This is a genomic window from Nocardia exalbida NBRC 100660, from assembly GCF_000308575.1.
Classification (GTDB): domain Bacteria; phylum Actinomycetota; class Actinomycetes; order Mycobacteriales; family Mycobacteriaceae; genus Nocardia; species Nocardia exalbida.
The window spans coordinates 46,408-65,700 of record NZ_BAFZ01000161.1 but is presented as its reverse complement, the minus strand read 5'-3'; the positions used below and the strand labels follow the sequence as shown (position 1 = coordinate 65,700).

Below are 19,293 nucleotides of genomic sequence, written 5' to 3'. Positions count from 1 at the left end.
AACTGCCCACCATGAACCGGGACATGACCCAACCACACCGCTGACCCGAGTCCACGACATCGAGGTGGCGTGTGATCGATGCCGTGTCGCATCGCCGCCCTCCGGTGTGGATGCCGGAGAATGGTGCACGTTGCGCGCGTTCCGGCTGTACTGTGATTCCCGCTGTCCGGCGCAATTCATCTCGATCACGTGACCTCGGTGCTTTGAAACACGGAGAATTCGATGTTCACCCGATGGAAGACGATAGCTGCCGCGTGTGTGGCCGCAGCGGTAACCGCTACTGTTCAGCTCGGTGTCGCGCCTTTTGCCGATGGCGCACCGAGCCATTGCCCAGACTTGTATGTCGTGGCGATCCCCGGAACGTGGGAGACATCCAGTACCGATCCGGGCAAAGGAATGCTCGCATCGAGCCTGAGCGGTTTACCCGGGGACGTCCAGGTCGACTATGTTCCTTACGCGGCGACGGCGTTCCCTTGGGAAAGCGAAGTGTACGGCCGCTCCAAGCAGGAGGCGATCGACAAAGCGCGCACGTTCGCCTCGGACATGGCGCAAGCGTGCGAAGCCACCCGGATCGCGTTGCTCGGCTACAGCCAAGGCGCGGATGCCGCAGGTGATCTCGCGGCCGAGATCGGCACCGGCCTGGGCGTGATGCCGCCGCACCGGGTGGTCCTGGTCGGGCTGATCTCCGATCCTCGGCGCTCACCCAGCGACACCCTGATCGGCCCGCCCGTCCCGGGCGCCGGAGCGGCCGGACCTCGCCCGGGAGGTTTCGGCTGGCTCACCTCGCGCACCTACACCTTCTGCGCCGCGGGTGATCTGTACTGCGCGATGCCCGAGGGTGACTTCGCCGGACGGATCGCCGGCTTCTTCGTCCAACTCTCGAATCCGGATCCGGGAAAAATCGGCAACTATCAGCAACAGGCGACCGAAATCATCGGCGACGCACTGGCCGCGGGCGGCCTGGGCCTCCTCTCCGACCAGATCAACACCTCCGCCTACGAAGAGCGCAAGCAACAGATCGACGATTTCCTCAAATCCGGCATCCATCAGAGTTACCCCTCATACACCCTCGGCCCGGATGCGCTCACCCCTCTGACCTGGCTGCGGCAGCGTCTGATCGAGGAAGCCCGCCCCTGACCGTCCCCGGCCGCTGAGCTCGACGCATCGCGCTCAGCGGCCGCTCCGTCGACGGAGCACTCTGGGACATCTTCTCGATCCGATTGCCGCGAGGTTCCCGTCCGGCTTCGCCGGTGGACTCTGTCCGGGCAGCCGACGAACCATATCGGTGACCGGAGATGTCGCATTGTCCGCACGTTCGACGAGGCCTGCCGCCGCCTGCTTCGCGCCTCATCCGCAGATTGACGGCGGCTGCCTTCAGTCTTAAAGTGATGGCACTTGCCATCACTTCGAAAGGCGGCCTCACCATGGCCCTGTTCAACCCGAGAACCGAGACGTTCGAGGAATTCGACCCGGCCACGAGGGCTCGGCTGCGGTCGGTGGTCGACTTCTTCGAGAAGAAGGGCAAGCAGGCGCTCACCAGCGATGCGTTCCGGGCGGAGTGGTACGACGACTGGATGCGGTTCCTCGCCGAGAGCCGGATCATCGCCTACATGGCGACCCCGCGGGCAAGCTCGGGCGCTGATCCGGAAAAGCGCTGGGACACCGCGTTCATCTCCCGGTTCAACGAGATCACCGGTTTCTACGGATCGCAGTACTGGTACGCGTGGGGCGTCTCCACGCTCGGTCTCGCCACCATCTGGCAGAGCGCCAACGGCAAGGCGCATCTGCGTGCCGCCGAGGAACTCGACCGCGGCGGGATCATCGGCTTCGGGCTGTCGGAAAAGGATCACGGTGCCGACATCTACGCCACCGACATGCTGCTCACCCCCGACGGTGCGGGCGGGTTCACCGCCACCGGCAGCAAGTACTACATCGGCAACGGCAACGTGGCCCGGATCGTGCCGACCATCGGCCGACGCACCGACCTCGAAGGTCCCGACGCCTACGTCTGGTTCATCGCCGACAGCCAGCACCCGAACTACCGTCTGGTCAAGAACGTCATCCACGGCCAGAATTTCGTCTCCGCCTACGACCTGGTGGACTATCCCGTGTCGGCCGACGACGTACTGCACGTGGGCCGAAAGGCATTCGACTCCGCCCTTGCCGCGGTCAACTGCGGCAAATTCAATATCGGTATGGTCGCGCTGGGCATCGTGGAGCACTGCTTCTACGAGACGATCAACCATGCGAGCGCGAAGATCCTGTTCGGACATCCCGTCACTGATTTCGCGCAGGTTCGGCAAATCCTGTCCGACAGCTACGTTCGCATGAACGGCATGCGGCTCTACCATGAACGAGCGATCGATTACATGCGATGCTCGACTCCGGAGGATCGCCGCTTCGTGATGTTCAATTCCATCGGCAAGATGAAGGTCACGCGTGAGGCCGAACGGGTGTTCCGGGAACTCTCGGATGTCATCTCCGCCAAGGGTTTCGAGAAGGACAGCTACTTCGCGACAGCCCGCGGCACGATCGACTCCATGCCACGGCTGGAAGGCACCGCCCATGTCAATATGGCACTCACGCTGAAATTCATGCCGAACTTCCTCTTCGATCCGGCGCAGTTGCCTCCGGTGCCGGTACGACGGGATCCGGGCGACGACGAATCGCTGTTCCGGCAGCCGGGCGCCGCGGGATTGGGCAAGGTCCGATTCGCCGACTGGCGGTCGGCCTATGCGAATTACCGCCACTTGCCCAACGTGGCCCTTTTCATCGAGCAGGCGGAGCGATTCACCCGGTTCCCGGTGGAGGCGCCGCCGACCCCGGCCCAGTTGGAGGATCTGGACTACCAACTGGCGGTGGGGGAGTTGTTCACGCTGCTGCCCTACGGACAGCTCATCCTGGAGCAGGCCGCGATCGTCGGTACATCCGAAGACATCGTGGATTCCATCTTCGAGGTATTCGTGCGCGACTTCTCGGCCTACGCGCTCGGGCTGTTCTCGAAGGCTTCTTCGACCTCCGCGCAGCAGGATTGGGCCTTGAATGTGCTGCGCAAACCGGTCGTCGACGAGCAGCGAACCGCCCGTCTGCACGACGAGGTGATGAGCTACGCGGGCGCATTCGAGATGAGTCCGTAGCTATATGTCGGTCTCCTCGAGTTTGCGCCGCATCAGCTTGCCGGTGGCGTTGCGCGGCAGCTCGTCGACGAACACCACCTCGCGGGGTACTTTGTGGCGGGCGAGGTTCGCTCGGACGTAGTCCTTGATCTCCTGGGGGTCGCGCTCGGCATCCTCGGCGGGAACGACGAAAGCGCGCAACCGTTTTCCGAAGTCCGCGTCCTCGACGCCCACGACTGCGGCTTCGAGGATGTCGGGGCGGTCGACCAGGAGGTTCTCCACTTCCAGTGGGTAGACGTTCTCGCCGCCGGAGATGATCATGTCGTCGTCGCGGCCGTCGATGAACAGTCGGCCGTCGGCGTCGAAGTGGCCGACGTCGCCGCTGGACAGCAGACCATCGACGATTTCCTTGTTCCGGCCGTCGGTGTAGCCGGAGAAGCTGAGCCCGCTGGAGACGAAGATCGTGCCCACCTCGCCGGGTGTGGTGATCTTGTTGCGTTGCGCGTCGTAGAGCGCGACGCGGCAACCCACGGGAGGTTTGCCGACGGTTCCCGGCGCCACTCGCATGTCGTGCGGAGTGGCCACGGCGGCGACCGCGACTTCGGTCGAGGCGTAGAGGTTGTACAGCACCTCACCGAAAGCGTCGGCTGTGCGTCTGCTGAGGTCCGGCGAGACGGGTGATCCCGCGGTGAAGACGACTTTCAGTGATGTCGTGTCGTACCGCTCGAGCACGGCGGGGCCGAGGTCGAGGATGCGTTGCAGCATGGTCGGCACGACGACCAAAGTGGCGGCGCGGTGATCGGCGACGTTGGCGAGGGTTCGTCGCGGATCGAACTTGCGCTGCTGGAAGACGATCTTGTTGCCCAACGCCCAGCCGAGAGTGAACTGGGACAGACCGGTGCCGTGGAAGATGGGGGCCGCCATCACGACCGTGTCGTTGCGCGGCATCGGCACCCGGTGCAGGAATTGCGCCGATTGCAATGGTGAGACCTTGTCACGTGGGGCGCCTTTGGGCGTGCCGGTGGTCCCACTGGTCAGAATCACTAGGCCGCCGGGGCGTTTCGGGGCAGGCAGCGGCGCGGTGGAGTTCGCCGCGATGAGCAGGTCTATCGTCGGTGTCTGCGCCTCGACGGCGTCGACCTCGTCCACCCAGGTCAGGATGCGCGGCACCGATCCGGGAATCGTGCCGAGCAATTGAAGGAATTCGCTGTCGAGCAGGATCGCCCCGACGTTCTCCCGCTCGGCGACCTCGGCGAGCTGGGGCCCGGCGAAGCCGGTGTTCATCAACACGACGCGGGCGCCCACCTTCCCGGCCGCCAAGAGCGTCAACACCATTCCGCGGTGGTCGCGGCACAGCGCCGCGAGGACGGTGCCGGAGCTTATCCCCGCGCCGATGAGTCCTCGGGCCAGCGCGTTCGACTGCTGATCGAGTTGAGCGAAGGTGAGTGTTCCGCGTTCATCGGCGATGGCGGGGGCGGCGCCATGGCGGCGGGTGGCGTGTGCCAGCACGGTGACGAACGGGCCGTACACGGAAGCCTCGCGCATCACGCGGATCGTCTCGGCCGGGCGCGCCGGATCGAACATCCCGCGCTTGGCGAGCACGACGGCCGCCGATGCCAGGTCGGCTATCGAGCGGACTGCCGCGAGCGGCGATCCCAGTGTCTTTGTCATCGAATACCTCCAGTGGGGCCGATCGGCGATCGAATCCCGGGTCCGCGTTGTCCCGCCGACACCGCCCCTACGCCTCAAGACGCCTAGTGCGTGACAAGAATGCGCGTTCACATATGCGTGAGTGCAAGGCGGGGTAACCCGAGGTTCGTGGTTGCCGATCGTGCGTGTTGTTGAGAGAATGATTTGTAACTTATACCAATATCTCGCGGGAGTTCGGCATGTCCAGTCCTGAACCGTCGGCACCGCTGCTGACCTCACCCGAGGTAGATCTCGGTCGCCGCCGCCGCCGCTACATGGCGGGCCCTGCGGCACTGCTGGGCGGCCCGGCCAACGTGATCATGCAGCTGAGCTTCCCTCCGGTCGGCCGCGGCGTTGTCGAGAGCACGGTCGACAGCGGCCGGTACACCCTGCATCCGCGCAAGCGCGGCCGCACGACCCTGACCTATTTGGCGGTGGCGATGCTCGGTACCGAGGAAGACCGGGCGGCCTATCGTGCGGCGGTGAACACGTCGCACCGTTATGTGCGATCCGGCTCCGACAGTCCGGTGAAGTACAACGCCTTCGATCCGGAACTGCAGTTGTGGGTCGCCGCGTGCCTCTACCGCGGCACGATCGATTCCCTGACCTACTTGTACGGCCCGGCGGATGAGGATCTGGCCGACGAGGTGTACCGCGAGTCCAGCCGGTTCGGAACCACGTTGCAGATGCGACCGGAGCTGTGGCCGCGAGACCGCACTGCGTTCGCGCGCTACTGGGACTCGAAGCTGCCGGATCTCACCCTGGACGACGAGGTGCGGGCGTATCTGCTCGACGAAGTCGTCGATCTGGGGCCCTACCGTCCCCTCGAGCGATGGGCGTTCCGCCGGGTGAACCGGTTCTTCACCACGGGCTTTCTCCCGCAACATTTCCGCGACGAACTGGGGCTGGCTTGGAGCCCTCGCCGCCAGCGGATCTTCGAGGTGACGATGCGCTCGATCGGTCTGCTACTGCGAGTGCTTCCCGAGCGCTGGCGGTTGTATCCATTCGAGACCTACCTCCACGATATGCGCAAGCGGCGTGCGCTCGGAAAGCCGTTGGTGTGAAGACGGTTCCGCTCCATGCGGCCCACGTGCAGGGCATCGATGATCTCGGAGCGGAAGGTTTCGTCACGGCCGTTCGGCCGGCTCAGGCGGGTGACCGGCTTCGCCGCGGCGAGGTCCTGCTGGGGTGAACCGGGTGAGCGTGGTGTCGGCCAGGTGAGGATGGCACGGATTCCCTCGGCGGGCACCCTGCCCACCACGCACTCGTGCTCGCCCGACGCACCTCCGCGAGCATGCCCTGGAAATTCGGGGGCGCGGACGCCGCACGCCCACACCCCGTGCTGCGGCAGAATCATGGAGACCGAGTGTGGCAAAGGATGGGCGGTGGCGATGATCCGTACTTGGAAATCGAACTCGACCCGTCGCGCACAGCGTCGAACCCGCACCGAAGTCCAACGGCACACCGCCCAGCTGCAACCGTTCACACTGACCGCGTTCGGCCGAATCCTGGCCTCCGCCAGTGGTATCCCGGTCAGCATCGCCGCCAGCTCCACCCTGCCGCCATCGGTGGCGGGCAGGTGGCTGCGCACCGGCACGGGAGATCTCATCGAATTCGATGCCGACCTGCCCGAGATCGCCCGCATCAACACCGTGCTGCACGAAGCAGGTCACATCCTGTACGGCCATACCTCGGTCGAGCATCGGGTCGACGCTGGCCAGGCGCTGTGTTCCATACTCGGTCCCGCAGCCATCGCGCGCTTCGCGCACGTCAGATACCGATCGGCCTACGACACCGAGAGTGAGCGCGAAGCCGAGGACTTCGCCAGGCAAACCCTGCGCACGGTCCTGTGGAGTGACGCGGGCACCGGTGAGTCTGCCGGGTTGCTTGCGGCGCTGGGCTTTCCGCGCACTCGGATCGAGTAGGCGAGTGGCACAGTTCGCCGGGGCGATCTCGGTGTTCATCGGTGTGGGTGTCGGCGCGTTGGCATGGCAGCTGGCACCGCAAGGGGCGCGGGGACAATGGAGGCCCATCGCCATCCTCGGCTTGGTCGCGCTCAGCTACCTCTTGCTCGCTCCGGCCTGCCAGGGCGTGTTCGAACCTATCCGCGTCAACACCGCATACTTGTTGAGCAACCTGTGCGCTGTGACCGCAATAGTCCTGACCACCCTGTATTGGCGGAACTATCTGTCAGCCGATCCGCCGACGCGACAACGGGTACATGTGGCACGCACGGTATACGGGTCTGTCGGAGTAGTTATGGTCTCGCTCTTCATGACTTCGCCGCAGCAGCCGGATGGACTCGGTTTCGCGCGGGAATTCTCCGGGAATCCGCGGATGCAACTGTACTGGGCTGTCCAGGCGATCGTGGTGATCCACGCGATGTCCACCTTGGCGGGTGCGGCGGCTCGCGCCAGTGTTCGCGAGCGACAGTGGCGGCGAATCCTTCTGAGTGTGCTGGCAGGCGTGTGCGTCCTGCTCGTCGGGTACGAGATCTGGGTGCTCGTTGTCGTCGGTCTATGGCCGGCCATGCCGCCGCTGTGGGCGCAACGCCTCACCATCTCGTTTCAAGTCGTGGTGAGTGTTCTGCTGGTGGTCGGCACAACCGGTCCTGTCGTGCTGGGGACACTTCGAAGCGCTCGACTGGCCCGCTCCTACATCGAACGACTCGCACCCCTGCACCATTGGCTGACGCGACGCTACCCGCAGGTGCGATTCCGCTCCCGCGTGAGCAGGCGCGCGGAAACGCGCGTGACCGACATGTTGATCGAGGTCAGTGACGCCCTGCGACTGCTGCAACGCGAAGCGCCGGCGTTGGCCGCGGCCTACCGGCTGGACCACGAATCGCTCAGCGCCGCAGCGCGCGACAGTCCCCGCCACGCGGCCTACGAACTCACTGCCGCAGAGCTTTTCGACGCCCGAACCCCATCGGTCCTGAGCGCAAACCGCGCGGACGGGTAGCCGGGCTCCCGCGCACACCGACCGCGATTACCGGGATGCTCGCGGCGGAACTGCTGTCGAACAGGCGCCCGGCCGGACATCGTCGCGCATCATGATGGTTCGGGCAGATCCGGCGGGTCCGGGGGAAGCCCTTCTTGTACGCGGAGGAACTTCAGGTAGTCGATCAACGAGGCCAACGACTGCTGGGACAGGTCCATCGCGCGGAAGGCAACGGCTTCGAGGCCGGGTGCCGTGCTCAGGCGCAGGTATTCGATCTCTTGGCGGCCGCGCTGCCAGGCTTCCTCATCGGTGAAGAATCGAATGTCCACGTCGAATGCCGCGGCCAGGCCGGTGGCATGTTTGAGTGAGGGGTTCTGCTTCAGCCCGGAACGCAATTGCGCGACGTATACCGCCGAAATCGGGTAGCCGAGGTCGGTGGCGCGGCGCGCTATCTCGTCGGCGGTATAGCGTCTGCCTTCGGGGTTCGGCATCGTTCGGAACAAGTACTCGAGGCGGTCGGAGAAGGCGCCATTGCCCATACCGCGCGCTCCTTGTCGACTCGAACTCTTCTTCGATAAGCGGTTATGCTACAGCATAACTACTCGATCGTGGCGCGTGTAGCCCTTGCGTCGTGCCACCGAACTCGGCGGCGCTCGGGGCCACCCTACGGCGTATCGGTGGGTCCGTGCGCAACTCGTCTACAGGCGTGCGGGTTACGGCTTGTCCGCAGACAACCGCCGGGGTGCCAAGGGTGTGACTCGAGTCATATTCAGAGCCGCGGTAGCGCGTGTGCCGAAGCATAATTATTATACTTCAGTATAATTGGTGGAGCCGCGACGGTTGCGCCGATCGCTGCATCTTTACTAGGGAATAGGTAGAAGCATTGGCATACACAGTCGCGATGCCGTGCGCGACCGGCCATTCGTCGACGAATGGTCCCGTGGGCTGCAACTACATCGTTGATCGCATAGGTGATATCCATCCAGATGAATGTATCGACTGTGTGCCTGTGAGTCGGTCTGCTCGGTCGAGGCCAACTACTTCGAATCGGATGTGCTCGAACAGTGGCATTCCAGATTTGGTTTCGCCGATCGAACCGGCGCGACTTACGGGCCGTCGGCGGTCCAGCGTTACCGGCCGGGTGTGCGTGGGCGTCCACGGTGTCGCGCAGCGGATAGTGGGCTGAGATGGGAAGGGTGAAACACGTCATGGGACTGCTGACGAAGGGGCCGTTCGAGATGGTCGGCCGGGCCGAGCGAACTCTCGTCGACGTGGAATCGGTCTTGTGCCGGGTGGAGGATACGTTCGCCAGGACCGAGGCGACCCTCGACGTCGTCAGCACCACGCTGACCACGGCAGCGCAGACAATGGTGGCGTCTCGGACCACCCTCGCGGCGGTGGACGAGCGGCTCGCGGAAGTGAACACCATGACGCGCGAGGCCGTCGCGCTGATGGAGGGGACACGCGCCCTGCTGGACGACCTGCTTGCCGTGGTGGAGAAGCTGGCGGCGCAACCGGTCACGGGGGGGCATTCAGCGGTGAGACATCGAGATCGCCCGCAGTAGCCCAGCAAACTCGATCACCGCCCGGCAAACCGCCCATTGCGGCTCGGGCCGAGTTGTCGCATGCGCTGGCATCCGCCGGAGATATGCCACCGGTGGCCACCGTTAACGCAGTCGCGATCTTCGCGCTTCCCCGCGAATGTCAGTCGGCAATTCCCACCATCCGCGATCGGTCTGCGTACCATCACCGACATGCAGCTATCTACCCGCAATCAACTCGACGGCACCGTCATCTCCATCACCCGCGGCGAAGCCATGGCCGTGGTCCGTGTCCGGCTCACCGGCGGTGACGAGATCACCTCCTCGATCACCCGAGACGCGGTCGACGACCTGGAACTCACCGAGGGCTCGGCCGTCAAAGTCCTCATCAAAGCGACAGAGGTGGCGCTCGGCGTCGAATAGTCGCGCTGCTGCGGGACCGGCGAATCCGGCCGCACGGGCTCACCCGACTTCTCGGCCTGCCGGGTGCCGCCAGCGCTCCACGACGACCTGGTAGGGATCGTCGTAGATGATCCGGCCCGGAGCATCGGAGCTCCGGCGGGACCATTCGATGCCGTGGGCGTCCAGAATCTCGAGGTAGCCGTTCACGCGTGCGATCAAATGAGTGGCCGAGGACTTGAACCACGCTTCGGCCTCCGGATGGCGGCCTCGGTCGTAGGGCGAGGGATCGAGGCGTCCGGGATCGACGAGATTATCGTGGTACCAGTCATTTTCACGGCGCCGGAACTGCTCTTGCGGTGCAGTGAGGCGCCCCGCCCAAGCCAGGCCGTTGACCAATGCGAAGACTCCGGGGTACCGGCCGTGACGGTTGGGCGCTGCCGCTTGGTATCGGATGAAGAGCATGTCGGCCGCGTCGGTGTCGGATGCGGAGCGCAACGGTTAACCTCCGCAGTCGGCGCAGTGCTTCGGTGCAACGGGATTCACCATATCTGCGAATCCGCCCTTCTACCGGGCCCGGGAATCCTGAAGCTGTCAGGAAGTGCAAAGTAGCTTCGGCAGCGGCGGGTTTGGTCTAGCGTGACCGGGCGTGCGTCAGGAGTGGTCGACCGAGGATCTGATCGGGTCGTGGACGCTGGTCGGGAGCGACTGGCAGCGGGTGGGGAACAAGACGGGCGCGACTCGCCTCGGGTTCGGCCTGTTGCTGAAGTTCTTCGAGCTGGAGGCTCGGTTTCCTCGTAGCCCGGAAGAGTTTCCGCCTGCGGTGGTCTCCTATATGGCCGAGCAGTTTAAGGTCGATCCTGCCGAGTTCGACGCGTACCCGTGGTCGGGCCGGTCGGCGAAGTATCACCGCGAGCAGATCCGCGCGGTGTACGGCTTCCGTGAGTTCAGCGTCGGTGACGAGGACAAGCTCACCGGTTGGCTGGCGGCCGAGGTGTGCCCGGTGGAGCTGCGTGACGAGCAGCTGCGTGAGGCGCTGTTGGTGCGCTGCCGGGCCGAGCGGATCGAACCGACGACCCCTGGCCGGATCGACCGGCTGATCGGGTCGGCGCGGGCGAGTTTCGAGAAACAGTTCTGCGAACGGACCGTCTCACGGCTGAGTGAGCTGTCGGTCGACCGGTTGAACAACTTGGTCGCTGTCGGTGCTGCGCCGTTGGCAAGTGGCCGGAATCTGTTGGCGGAGTTGAAGTCCGACCCGGGCAAGGTCAGTCTCGAGACGCTGCTGCGGGAAGTAGACAAGCTGGCCGCGGTGCGGGCGCTGGAGCTGCCCGCAGACTTGTTTGCCGACGCCAGCGACAAGCTGGTCGATGCCTGGCGAGCGCGGGCAGCGCGCATGTTCCCGTCGGATCTGCGGGATATGCCGGCACCGACCATGCTGACGCTGCTGGCGGCGTTGTGTTGGGTCCGGTCGGGAGAGATCACCGACGCGCTGGTAGATCTGCTGATCGAGCTGGTGCACAAGATCGGCACGCGGGCGGATCGGCGAGTGGAGAAGGAGCTGACCGAGGACCTGCGCCGAGTGCGTGGCAAGGAGAACATCTTGTTCCGCCTCGCCGAAGCGGCCGTGGACCACCCCGATGACATCGTGCGCGAGGCCCTGTACCCGGTGGTCGGGGAGAAGACGCTGCGGGAGCTGGTGAAAGAGGCGAAGGCCAACGATCAGGTGTTCCAGGCGCGGGTACGCACCGTGCTGCGCAGCTCGTACTCCAACCACTATCGACGGATGCTGCCGGCGTTGTTGGCGGCGCTGGATTTCCGGTGCAACAACACCGCCTACCGGCCGGTCATGGTCGCGATGGAGCTGTTGCAGCGGTACGCGAGCATCGACGGCAAGGTCCGCTTCTACGACAAACACGCTCTCGTCCCGCTCGATGGGGTGGTGCCCAAGGCGTGGCGGGAGGCGGTGGTCGATGAGAAGGACCGCGTCGAGCGCATCCCGTACGAGCTGTGCGTGCTGGTCGCGTTGCGGGACGCGATCCGCCGCCGCGAGATCTATGTCGAGGGCGGTAACCGGTGGCGCAACCCCGAAGACGATCTGCCCGGCGATTTCGATACCGCCCGTGAGGTGCACTACGCCGCGATCCGCCAGCCGCTGGATCCGACCGAATTCATCGCCGGGCTCAAGCAGCGCATGAGCGAGGCCCTGACCCGCCTAGATACTGGCCTCGCTGAGAACACCACCGGCGGTATCCGGTTGACGCGGCGGCGCGGTGAGCAGTGGATCAGCGTGCCGAAGCTGGACAAACAGCCAGAGCCGGAGAATCTAGAGAAGATCAAGGCCGAGGTCGCAAGGCGTTGGGGAACCCTCGATCTCCTCGATGTGCTCAAAGACACCGATTTCCTCACCGACTTCACCGCAGAGTTCACCTCCGTGGCGTCACGGGAGGTGATCGATCGCGACACGCTGCGAAGACGGCTCCTGCTCGACCTGTTCGCTCTGGGAACGAACATGGGAATCCGGGCGATCGTGAACACCGGCGAGCATGAGGAGTCCGAGGCCGCGTTGCGGCATGTGCGCCGGCACTTCATCACCCGCGACAACCTGCGCCGCGCGACGAGGAAGCTGGTGAACGCCACTTTCGCCGCCCGAGATCCGAACTGGTGGGGTGCGGGCACCGCCTGTGCCAGCGATTCGAAGAAGTTCGGCTCCTGGGAGTCGAATCTGATGACCCAGTACCACCAGCGTTACGGCGGCCCGGGGGTGATGATCTACTGGCACGTCGAGCGCAACCGCGTCTGCATCTACTCCCAGCTCAAATCGTGTTCGAGTTCGGAGGTGGCGGCGATGATCGAAGGGCTGCTGCGGCACTGCACCGACACCGAGATCGAAGCCAACTACGTCGACACTCACGGCGCGTCGGTCGTAGGGTTCGCGTTCACCGAGCTGCTGGGGTTCAAGCTGCTGCCCCGGCTGAAGAACATCGGCTCGATCCGGTTGTACCGGCCCGACGACACCGCGGTATACGGCGAGCTGGGACCGGTGCTGACGCGCCCGATCCGGTGGGATCTCATCGCCCAGCAGTACGACCAGATGGTCAAATACGCGACCGCGCTGCGCCTGGGCACAGCCGAGAGCGAGTCGATCCTGCGGCGGTTCACCCGCGGTGGCCCGAAACACCCCACCTACCAGGCCCTGGAAGAACTCGGCCGTGCTGTGAGAACGATTTTCGCCTGCGACTATCTGGCGTCGGAAGAACTCAGAAGGGAGATCAACAGCGGGTTGCAGGTGGTGGAGAACTGGAACTCCGCCAATACGGTCGTGTTCTACGGCAAGGATTCCCAGCTCACCGGCGCCGACCGCGAGCACGCCGAAGTATCGATGCTCGCTTTGCACCTACTGCAATCGGCGATGGTCCACATCAATACCCTTCTGCTGCAAGCCGTCCTGGAAGACCCGCAGTTCCACGATCTGGTCGGCGACACCGAACGCCGCGCACTGAGCCCGCTGTTCTGGTCGAACATCAATCCTTACGGCCGGTTCCGGCTCGATATGGACACTCGCCTGGACCTCACCCGAGAACGGGTCGCCAGCTGACGGGTGTACTCGGACGGTCGACCCTCCCGACGGTTCGGCACGGTACGCCTGACCGCTGCATCGACCATGTCAGGACCATGACGGAGTGATCGAGGCGTGTGCGCGTCAGCCCGGTCGACCCAGCCTGACAGCCTGCTTGAGGAACACGATGCCGTCGATCAGGTCGAGTTGGGCCGGATTCAGCGGGAAATAGGCGAAATCGTGGGAGATGCGGGGAGCGGGCGTCGTGATGGCCTCGGCCAGGCGGCGGGCGTCGATGAGACAGTGGTCCCACGGGAGCGTGGACAGGATGCCCTCGACGGTGTCGGGGGGCGGGGTGTTGTCGCCGGCCGTGCCCAAGGCGGAGGCGAGGAAGGCGTACCGGTCGCCCAGGTGTGTCCCGGTGATCGCCCCCGCGCTCCACCACTCCAACTGCTGGTCACCGAACGACATGAGGCTCTTGTTCCGCTGCAGATGGAGGTTAGAGGCGAAGACCAGGGCCGGGCCGTTCTCGGCGATGGCACGCAGGTTGGCGGCCATCATCGCGTCCCGCAGCGCCGACAGCCGGGTCCACCGTGCCGGGGACGCGTCGGCCATCCAGTAGTGGTAGCGGAGCAGGCCGGTGGCGGTGCGCCCGTACAGTGCCGCCCGCTCCCTGTCCTCGGTGTTCAGCTGCGGTCCCTGTGTGTCGAGCAGTGCCACCAGGTCGTCGGCGATCAGCCGCAACTGCTGGGCGTCGGCGGACCGGCCGATCGACTGGGACGGATCCATGGCCGCGGCCTCGTTCGACCACCGGTCGTCCGCACCCAGCAGCGTGTCGAGGGTTTCCTCGGTTACCACGGTGCGGGGGAGCGGGCCGTCGAGGAGGGCATAAAGGGCGGTGAGCGCCTGGCGCGGGCTCGCCGCCCAATATTCCAGGGGGCCGTCGAACCCGAAGAACCGCAGCTTCTCCTCATGCTCCTTGTTGTACGCCCGCATCCAAGACACGAGGTCGCGGTTGGCCGGTGAGACGCCGAAGCTGTGGCTGAAGCCGCGTTCCATGACGTCATCGAGCGTGCCTGCGCCCGTCGCGATGTAGTCGTCCACTACTAGGCCCATGAGACAGTCGCTCTCGAGGGCGAACGACCGGTAGCCCTCGTGCTCGACCAGGTGTCGGAAGATCTCGTTGCGCAACTCGCCCAGCTCGCCCACGAAGTGCCTGGCCTCGCCCAGCCCGAGCAGCAGGGGCCGGGTGGGAAGCGACCCCAGGAATGCCGAGATACTCGCGCCATCGAGTGGCGAGGCCGTGTCCTTGATATCCATGCCTTAAACAGTATCGTTGAACACTCGGTGTAAACTTTTTCCCGGAAATTCCGCTCCCACCGCAACGAACCTTCAATTGGTGAGGAATCCCATGAGGCCAGTGGACCTGGCGCGCGAGCACAGCCTGTCCACCCAGGCGGTCAGGAACTACGAGCAGGCAGGCATCCTGCCTGCCGCCGAACGCACCGTCCACGGCTACCGCACCTACACGCCGCTGCACGCGCAAGCCCTGCGCGCGTTCCTCGCCCTCGTGCCCGGGCACGGTCACCCGATGGCCACCTCGATCATGCAGGCGGTCAACCGGGGTGCCACCGAGGACGCGCTGCGGCTCATCGACGAGAGCCACAGCAGGCTCCTCGACGACCGCCGCACCCTCCGGGCCGTCGACGCTGCGCTCCGAGAGCTGGCACCCGTGCCGGCCGAACGCGGCCACACGTTCATCGGCCCCCTGGCCAGACGACTCGGCCTGCGCCCTGCGACCCTGCGCAAATGGGAGAACGCCGGGCTGGTCCAGCCGCGCCGCGATCGGCAGACGGGCTACCGGATCTACAACGCGGCCGACGTACGGGACATCCGCCTGGCCCACCAGCTCAGACGGGGCGGCTACTCGCTGGAGCAGATCGCCCTGCTGATCGCCCAGGTCCGCTCCGCGGGAGGCGTCGCCCCGCTGGAGTCAACCTTGCATGACTGGCAGGCCCGCCTGTCCGCCCGGGGGCGCGCCATGCTCGCCAGTGCCGCCGACCTGGACGAGTACCTGCGCGCCCGTGAACTCTGAGGCCGAGTCACATTCACCGCAGCAACGGCGTGTTCAGCATTCGATCAAAAACGGCACGGTGCGGAGGTAAGCGCTCGCCGACTCGCCACCATATGGAGTGTTCCGTAAGGCGAACGGCCACCGGAACACCACGGCGAGAACAATCCGCCCCTGGTCGCGGGTGTTCCGTAGAGGTGTTCCGGGAACTGTTCCGGTGAACCCCCGTCCTATGGAACGATTTCCGACGTGATCGAGCCCTTCCGTGTCGGATACGTACGCTGCTCCACCGACGAACAAGACGTCGAGATCCAAACCGAGCAACTGCTCGCCCTCGCGGTACCGCGCGAGCGGATCTTCATCGACAAGGGATTCTCCGGCACCACCCGCAAGAACAGGGCCGGTTTGGACAACGCGCTGACCGCGGTCACCTCCGCCGCGGCGGCCGTCACCGGACGGCAAGTGGTGCTGACCACAACCAAGTTCGACCGGTTCGCCCGCAACATGGCCGAGGCCGGCGAGATCCTCACCAGTCTGCGCGAGCGCGATGTCCTCTTCGGGCTCGGCAGCCAGGTCTACGACTGGGCCGACCCGTTCGGCAAGCTGTTCCTGCAAACCCTCGCCATGGTCGCCGAATTCGAAGCCAACCTAAACCACCTGCGGACCCGCGAAGGTATGGCCAAGGCCCGCGCGAAGGGCCGCCTCAAGGGCAAACAGCCGAAACTGCCGCTCGCCGCACGGAAAACGATCCACCGCCGCTACCACGACCCCGACGACGACGCGAGCCTGGCAGACCTCGCCGAGGAATACAGCGTCGGCCGTTCCACCATCCACCGCATCATCAGCAGCGCTGCACCACGAGCCTGAGATTTCACCGAGGCCAGCTTCAGGATCCTCTACTTTGCACTTCCTGACAGCTTCAGGATTCCCGGGCCTACCGCGAAGCATGCGAGGTCGGCGGGTGAGTTCCACGCGGGTGCGGAGATCGAGGACCGGCGGTTCGGTTCCATCGGTTTCGGATCGCGGAATCCGGTTCTGAGGCACAGACTTCCGGTTCCACGTCGGTGCCGGGCAAGGATTGTCCACACTCACTGGCACCGCACTCCGTTCGGCTTCGTGCGGCCCACCTGTCCGCATCCATGGGGAGACATCGTGACCGAGTCCGTCAGCCAGTTGCCCACCGCCGGAGAGTCCGTCTTCGACACCTATGAGCGAATCCGCGGGCGCGGGACCCTCGTTCCGATCGAGCTGCCCGGGAACGTCTCGGCCTGGCTGGCGGTCAGCCACCAAGCGGTGAGCGAAATCCTCGCCGGCGACGGCACGCTGTTCAGCAAGAACGCCCGTAACTGCCCCGCACTGCACGACGGCACCATTCCCGCGGATTGGCCGCTGCGCGCGTTGACGGACATCGACCATCTGCTCAACAAGGACGGCGACGAGCACCGGCGAGTGCGCAGAACGATCGTCCAAGCGTTCACTCCTGGTCGTGTAACCGCGCTCGAACCGCGAATCCAGCGTATTGCCGCCGAACTTATCGACGACCTTCGCGATCGCACCGGCGAGATCGACTTGGTCTCCGGTTTCACCACACCCCTTCCGGTACGGGTGATCTGTGAACTGTTCGGCGTGGCCGCCGACGAACAACCGCAGATCCGGCGCTGGACCACGACGGTGGTTTCGCACACCAGCACAGGGGAGCAGACGCAGGCGGCGGTGCGGGAAATGCTCGCGTATCTCACCGAATTGCTCGGCCGCAAGCGGCGCACTCCCGGTGACGACCTGACTTCCGCCCTGTTGCAGGCCAACGACGAGAGCGGGTTGACCGACGACGAACTGGTCCAGACGTTGTGGTTGGTGATCATCGCCGGCCACGAGACGACGGTGCACTTGTTGGGCAACGCGGTCATCGCGTTGTGTTCGCATCCCGCGCAACTGGCCGAGGCCAGGGCCGAGGAGCGGTGGTCGGACGTCGTGGAGGAGGTCCTGCGTTTCCGTTCGTCGGCCTGCGTCATGTTCAATCGGTATGCGCTGCGGGACGTCACCATCGCGGGGGTAGATGTTCCCGCGGGCGCGATCGTGGGCTGGTACGCCGGGGTGGGACGAGATCCACGACGGCATCCGCACGCCGACGTCTTCGATATCGATCACGATCACCGAGATCAATTGGCTTTCGGTCGAGGACCGCACTTCTGTCTCGGCGCCCCTCTGGCGCGCCTGGAGAGTCGGGTCGCGCTGTCGACGCTGTTCAACAGCTTTCCCCGGCTGCGCTTGGCGTGCGAGCCGGACTCCATCCCGCTCAGCCCGCAGTTCATCACTTGCGGGCCGCTCGCTCTACCTGTGCTCCTCGGACCCATCGCGAGTTGAAGGGTTTCCCGGTCGGCGGTCGTCGTCGGGCTGCCGAATGGGGCCGGTATTCACGAACGCAGTAACTGCCTGACCCGCGCTGCCTCGCGGGTGAGGTGGTCGCGCTCCGGTGCGCTGGTGGCCGCGCGGGAGGCCTCGGCGTACAGCTCGGCGGCCTGCTCGAGGTCGCCGGTGCGTTCGAGGAGATAGGCGCGGACCGCGATGTAGCGGGGCAGGTCGGGATCCACCTTGCTCAGCTCCGCCAAGCCGGCCTGCGGTCCGTCGGCCTCGCCGACCGCGACCGCGCGGTTGAGTCGCACCACCGGGCTACCCGTGAGGTGCAGTAGTTCGTCGTACCACTCCACGATCTGCACCCAGTCCGTCTCGGAGGCGCTGGGCGCGTCCGCGTGCAGGGCGGCGATCGCGGCCTGCGCTTGGTATTCGCCCAACCGGTCGCGAGCCAGTGCCGCTTGCAGAATCGTCACTCCTTCGGCGATGAGGCCGGTGTCCCACCGAGATCGGTCCTGTTGACCGAGCGGCACCAGGCGACCGCCCGGCCCGAGGCGAGACGCGCGGCGGGCATGGTGCAGCAGCATGAGCGCCAGTAGGCCCGCGACCTCGGGTTCGTCGGTGGAATCGGCCAGCTGGCGGGTGAGGCGGATCGCTTCGGCCGCCAGATCGACGTCCCCGCTGTAGCCCTCGTTGAAGACGAGATAGAGAACACGCAGCACGGTCGCCAGATCACCGGGTTGATCCAGCGGCAGCCCGGTGATACGCCGCTTGGCCCGGCTGATCCGTTGTGCCATGGTCGCTTCGGGCACGAGGTATGCCGCCGCGATCTGCCGCGTCGTCAGGCCGCCCACCGCGCGTAGCGTCAACGCGACGGCCGAACCGGGGGACAACGACGGGTGCGCGCACAGGAAGTAGAGCCACAGCGAGTCGTCCGTGCCCCGCACCGGACCGCTCGGCGGCTCGATCTCCACGGCGAGTTCCCGTTCTCGCCGCGAGGTTTCGGCCCGGGTGACGTCGAGGAATTTATGCCACGCGGCCGCGACGAGCCAAGCTTTCGCATCGCGCGGTGGATCGTCCGGCCAGCTTCGCAGAGCGCGAATCATGGCCTCCTGCACGGCGTCCTCGGCCGACGCGAAGTCGGCTCCGCGCCGGACGAGGACGCCGATCACCGCGGGCACGAGCTCCCGCAGCAGCGATTCGTTCACTCGGTCACCGTGGGCATCGCGGTGAGGAACGGCCGCACCTCGAGCCACTCCTGCACCGGCTTCCCGCCCGCACCGGGCGCCGCGGACAGCTCGGCGGCCAGCTCGAGTGCGCGCTCATAGGTATCGACGTCGATCACCATCCAGCCGGCGATCAGATCCTTCGTCTCGGCGAACGGTCCGTCGGTGACCGGTGGGCGGCCCTCGCCGTCCGAGCGGACGAACGTGCCCTGCGGGGAGAGCGCTTGACCGTCGACGAACTCGCCGGTCGCCTCGAGCCGCGCGGCGAAGTCCTGCATGTACTGCATGTGGGCCGCCACTTCCTCCGGGGTCCACTGGTCCATCTGCACATCGTTGACCGGTGCCGGTGCACCGCGGTAGTGCTTGAGCAGCAGGTATTTGGCCATCATTTTCTCCTTGAAGT

17 protein-coding genes are annotated in these 19,293 nt (G+C 65.5%); 11 read left to right on the top strand and 6 right to left on the bottom strand.

Annotated elements, in window-relative coordinates; all coding sequences use genetic code 11:
* Window positions 1-222: 222 nt before the first annotated feature.
* Together ON29_RS31630 and ON29_RS31625 are read left to right on the top strand one after the other, a co-directional pair.
* The gene (locus tag ON29_RS31630; RefSeq protein WP_040871873.1) at window positions 223-1,137 is read left to right on the top strand and encodes a cutinase family protein; all 915 of its coding nucleotides are present in this window, start codon (window positions 223-225) and stop codon (window positions 1,135-1,137) included.
* A gap of 287 nt (window positions 1,138-1,424) precedes the next feature.
* On the top strand, window positions 1,425-3,137 hold the full coding sequence (locus ON29_RS31625) for an acyl-CoA dehydrogenase family protein (protein ID WP_040871872.1): 1,713 nt from the start codon (window positions 1,425-1,427) through the stop codon (window positions 3,135-3,137).
* On the opposite strand, the gene ON29_RS31620 is transcribed toward ON29_RS31625, so the two are convergent.
* Window positions 3,138-4,787 carry an acyl-CoA synthetase gene (locus ON29_RS31620; RefSeq protein ID WP_040871871.1) on the bottom strand — a complete coding sequence of 550 codons (1,650 nt, stop codon included), beginning with the start codon at window positions 4,785-4,787 and terminating at the stop codon, window positions 3,138-3,140. It abuts the gene before it with no gap.
* Window positions 4,788-5,005: 218 nt separating this feature from the next.
* Here ON29_RS31620 and ON29_RS31615 point away from each other — a divergent pair, with 218 nt between their 5' ends.
* The 3 genes from ON29_RS31615 to ON29_RS31605 all read left to right on the top strand — a co-directional run bounded on the left by ON29_RS31615 (window position 5,006) and on the right by ON29_RS31605 (window position 7,766).
* Window positions 5,006-5,869, top strand: coding sequence for an oxygenase MpaB family protein (locus ON29_RS31615; RefSeq protein WP_040871870.1), 864 nt, complete (start codon window positions 5,006-5,008; stop codon window positions 5,867-5,869).
* A 327-nt stretch (window positions 5,870-6,196) separates the two neighbouring features.
* Window positions 6,197-6,730, top strand: a complete 534-nt coding sequence (locus ON29_RS31610; RefSeq protein ID WP_157172970.1) for a hypothetical protein — start codon at window positions 6,197-6,199, stop codon at window positions 6,728-6,730.
* A gap of 4 nt (window positions 6,731-6,734) precedes the next feature.
* A complete protein-coding gene (locus ON29_RS31605; protein WP_040871868.1) occupies window positions 6,735-7,766 on the top strand; it encodes a hypothetical protein in 1,032 nt (343 codons plus the stop codon).
* An 89-nt stretch (window positions 7,767-7,855) separates the two neighbouring features.
* Here the strand turns inward: ON29_RS31605 and ON29_RS31600 are convergent, their stop codons facing one another.
* Entirely contained in the window at window positions 7,856-8,284 is a 429-nt protein-coding gene (locus ON29_RS31600; RefSeq protein WP_040871867.1) for a hypothetical protein, read from the bottom strand.
* A 648-nt stretch (window positions 8,285-8,932) separates the two neighbouring features.
* Here ON29_RS31600 and ON29_RS31595 point away from each other — a divergent pair.
* Together ON29_RS31595 and ON29_RS31590 are read left to right on the top strand one after the other, a co-directional pair.
* Window positions 8,933-9,310: a hypothetical protein gene (locus tag ON29_RS31595; RefSeq protein ID WP_040871866.1), complete on the top strand. Its 378-nt coding sequence runs from the start codon at window positions 8,933-8,935 to the stop codon at window positions 9,308-9,310.
* Between the two features lie 189 nt (window positions 9,311-9,499).
* Window positions 9,500-9,709: a TOBE domain-containing protein gene (locus ON29_RS31590; RefSeq protein WP_040871865.1), complete on the top strand. Its 210-nt coding sequence runs from the start codon at window positions 9,500-9,502 to the stop codon at window positions 9,707-9,709.
* Between the two features lie 39 nt (window positions 9,710-9,748).
* Here the strand turns inward: ON29_RS31590 and ON29_RS31585 are convergent, their stop codons facing one another.
* A complete protein-coding gene (locus tag ON29_RS31585; RefSeq protein ID WP_217999364.1) occupies window positions 9,749-10,084 on the bottom strand; it encodes a hypothetical protein in 336 nt (111 codons plus the stop codon).
* 250 nt (window positions 10,085-10,334) lie between these two features.
* Here ON29_RS31585 and ON29_RS31580 point away from each other — a divergent pair, with 250 nt between their 5' ends.
* Entirely contained in the window at window positions 10,335-13,280 is a 2,946-nt protein-coding gene (locus ON29_RS31580; protein WP_040871864.1) for a Tn3 family transposase, read from the top strand.
* A gap of 105 nt (window positions 13,281-13,385) precedes the next feature.
* On the opposite strand, the gene ON29_RS31575 is transcribed toward ON29_RS31580, so the two are convergent.
* Entirely contained in the window at window positions 13,386-14,561 is a 1,176-nt protein-coding gene (locus ON29_RS31575) for an erythromycin esterase family protein (RefSeq protein ID WP_040871863.1), read from the bottom strand.
* A gap of 91 nt (window positions 14,562-14,652) precedes the next feature.
* On the opposite strand from ON29_RS31575, the gene ON29_RS31570 reads away from it, so the two are divergent.
* The 3 genes from ON29_RS31570 to ON29_RS31560 all read left to right on the top strand — a co-directional run bounded on the left by ON29_RS31570 (window position 14,653) and on the right by ON29_RS31560 (window position 17,676).
* Window positions 14,653-15,336: a MerR family transcriptional regulator gene (locus ON29_RS31570; protein WP_040871862.1), complete on the top strand. Its 684-nt coding sequence runs from the start codon at window positions 14,653-14,655 to the stop codon at window positions 15,334-15,336.
* A 225-nt stretch (window positions 15,337-15,561) separates the two neighbouring features.
* Window positions 15,562-16,179 carry a recombinase family protein gene (locus tag ON29_RS31565; RefSeq protein ID WP_040871861.1) on the top strand — a complete coding sequence of 206 codons (618 nt, stop codon included), beginning with the start codon at window positions 15,562-15,564 and terminating at the stop codon, window positions 16,177-16,179.
* A 285-nt stretch (window positions 16,180-16,464) separates the two neighbouring features.
* On the top strand, window positions 16,465-17,676 hold the full coding sequence (locus ON29_RS31560) for a cytochrome P450 family protein (protein WP_051175813.1): 1,212 nt from the start codon (window positions 16,465-16,467) through the stop codon (window positions 17,674-17,676).
* Window positions 17,677-17,726: 50 nt separating this feature from the next.
* Here the strand turns inward: ON29_RS31560 and ON29_RS31555 are convergent, their stop codons facing one another.
* Window positions 17,727-18,872: an RNA polymerase sigma factor gene (locus tag ON29_RS31555; RefSeq protein ID WP_040871860.1), complete on the bottom strand. Its 1,146-nt coding sequence runs from the start codon at window positions 18,870-18,872 to the stop codon at window positions 17,727-17,729.
* A complete protein-coding gene (locus tag ON29_RS31550) occupies window positions 18,869-19,276 on the bottom strand; it encodes a YciI family protein (protein ID WP_040871886.1) in 408 nt (135 codons plus the stop codon). The genes ON29_RS31555 and ON29_RS31550 overlap by 4 nt, the downstream gene beginning before the upstream one ends.
* Window positions 19,277-19,293: the final 17 nt, after the last annotated feature.

Bases quoted from the DNA above. Each gene is read 5' to 3' on its own strand.
- ON29_RS31625 (WP_040871872.1), top strand. From the start codon at position 1,425: ATGGCCCTGTTCAACCCGAGAACCGAGACGTTCGAGGAATTCGACCCG.
- ON29_RS31595 (WP_040871866.1), top strand. From the start codon at position 8,933: ATGGGAAGGGTGAAACACGTCATGGGACTGCTGACGAAGGGGCCGTTC.
- ON29_RS31615 (WP_040871870.1), top strand. From the start codon at position 5,006: ATGTCCAGTCCTGAACCGTCGGCACCGCTGCTGACCTCACCCGAGGTA.
- ON29_RS31570 (WP_040871862.1), top strand. From the start codon at position 14,653: ATGAGGCCAGTGGACCTGGCGCGCGAGCACAGCCTGTCCACCCAGGCG.
- ON29_RS31610 (WP_157172970.1), top strand. From the start codon at position 6,197: ATGATCCGTACTTGGAAATCGAACTCGACCCGTCGCGCACAGCGTCGA.
- ON29_RS31550 (WP_040871886.1), bottom strand. From the start codon at position 19,276: ATGGCCAAATACCTGCTGCTCAAGCACTACCGCGGTGCACCGGCACCG.
- ON29_RS31600 (WP_040871867.1), bottom strand. From the start codon at position 8,284: ATGGGCAATGGCGCCTTCTCCGACCGCCTCGAGTACTTGTTCCGAACG.
- ON29_RS31630 (WP_040871873.1), top strand. From the start codon at position 223: ATGTTCACCCGATGGAAGACGATAGCTGCCGCGTGTGTGGCCGCAGCG.
- ON29_RS31620 (WP_040871871.1), bottom strand. From the start codon at position 4,787: ATGACAAAGACACTGGGATCGCCGCTCGCGGCAGTCCGCTCGATAGCC.
- ON29_RS31575 (WP_040871863.1), bottom strand. From the start codon at position 14,561: ATGGATATCAAGGACACGGCCTCGCCACTCGATGGCGCGAGTATCTCG.
- ON29_RS31590 (WP_040871865.1), top strand. From the start codon at position 9,500: ATGCAGCTATCTACCCGCAATCAACTCGACGGCACCGTCATCTCCATC.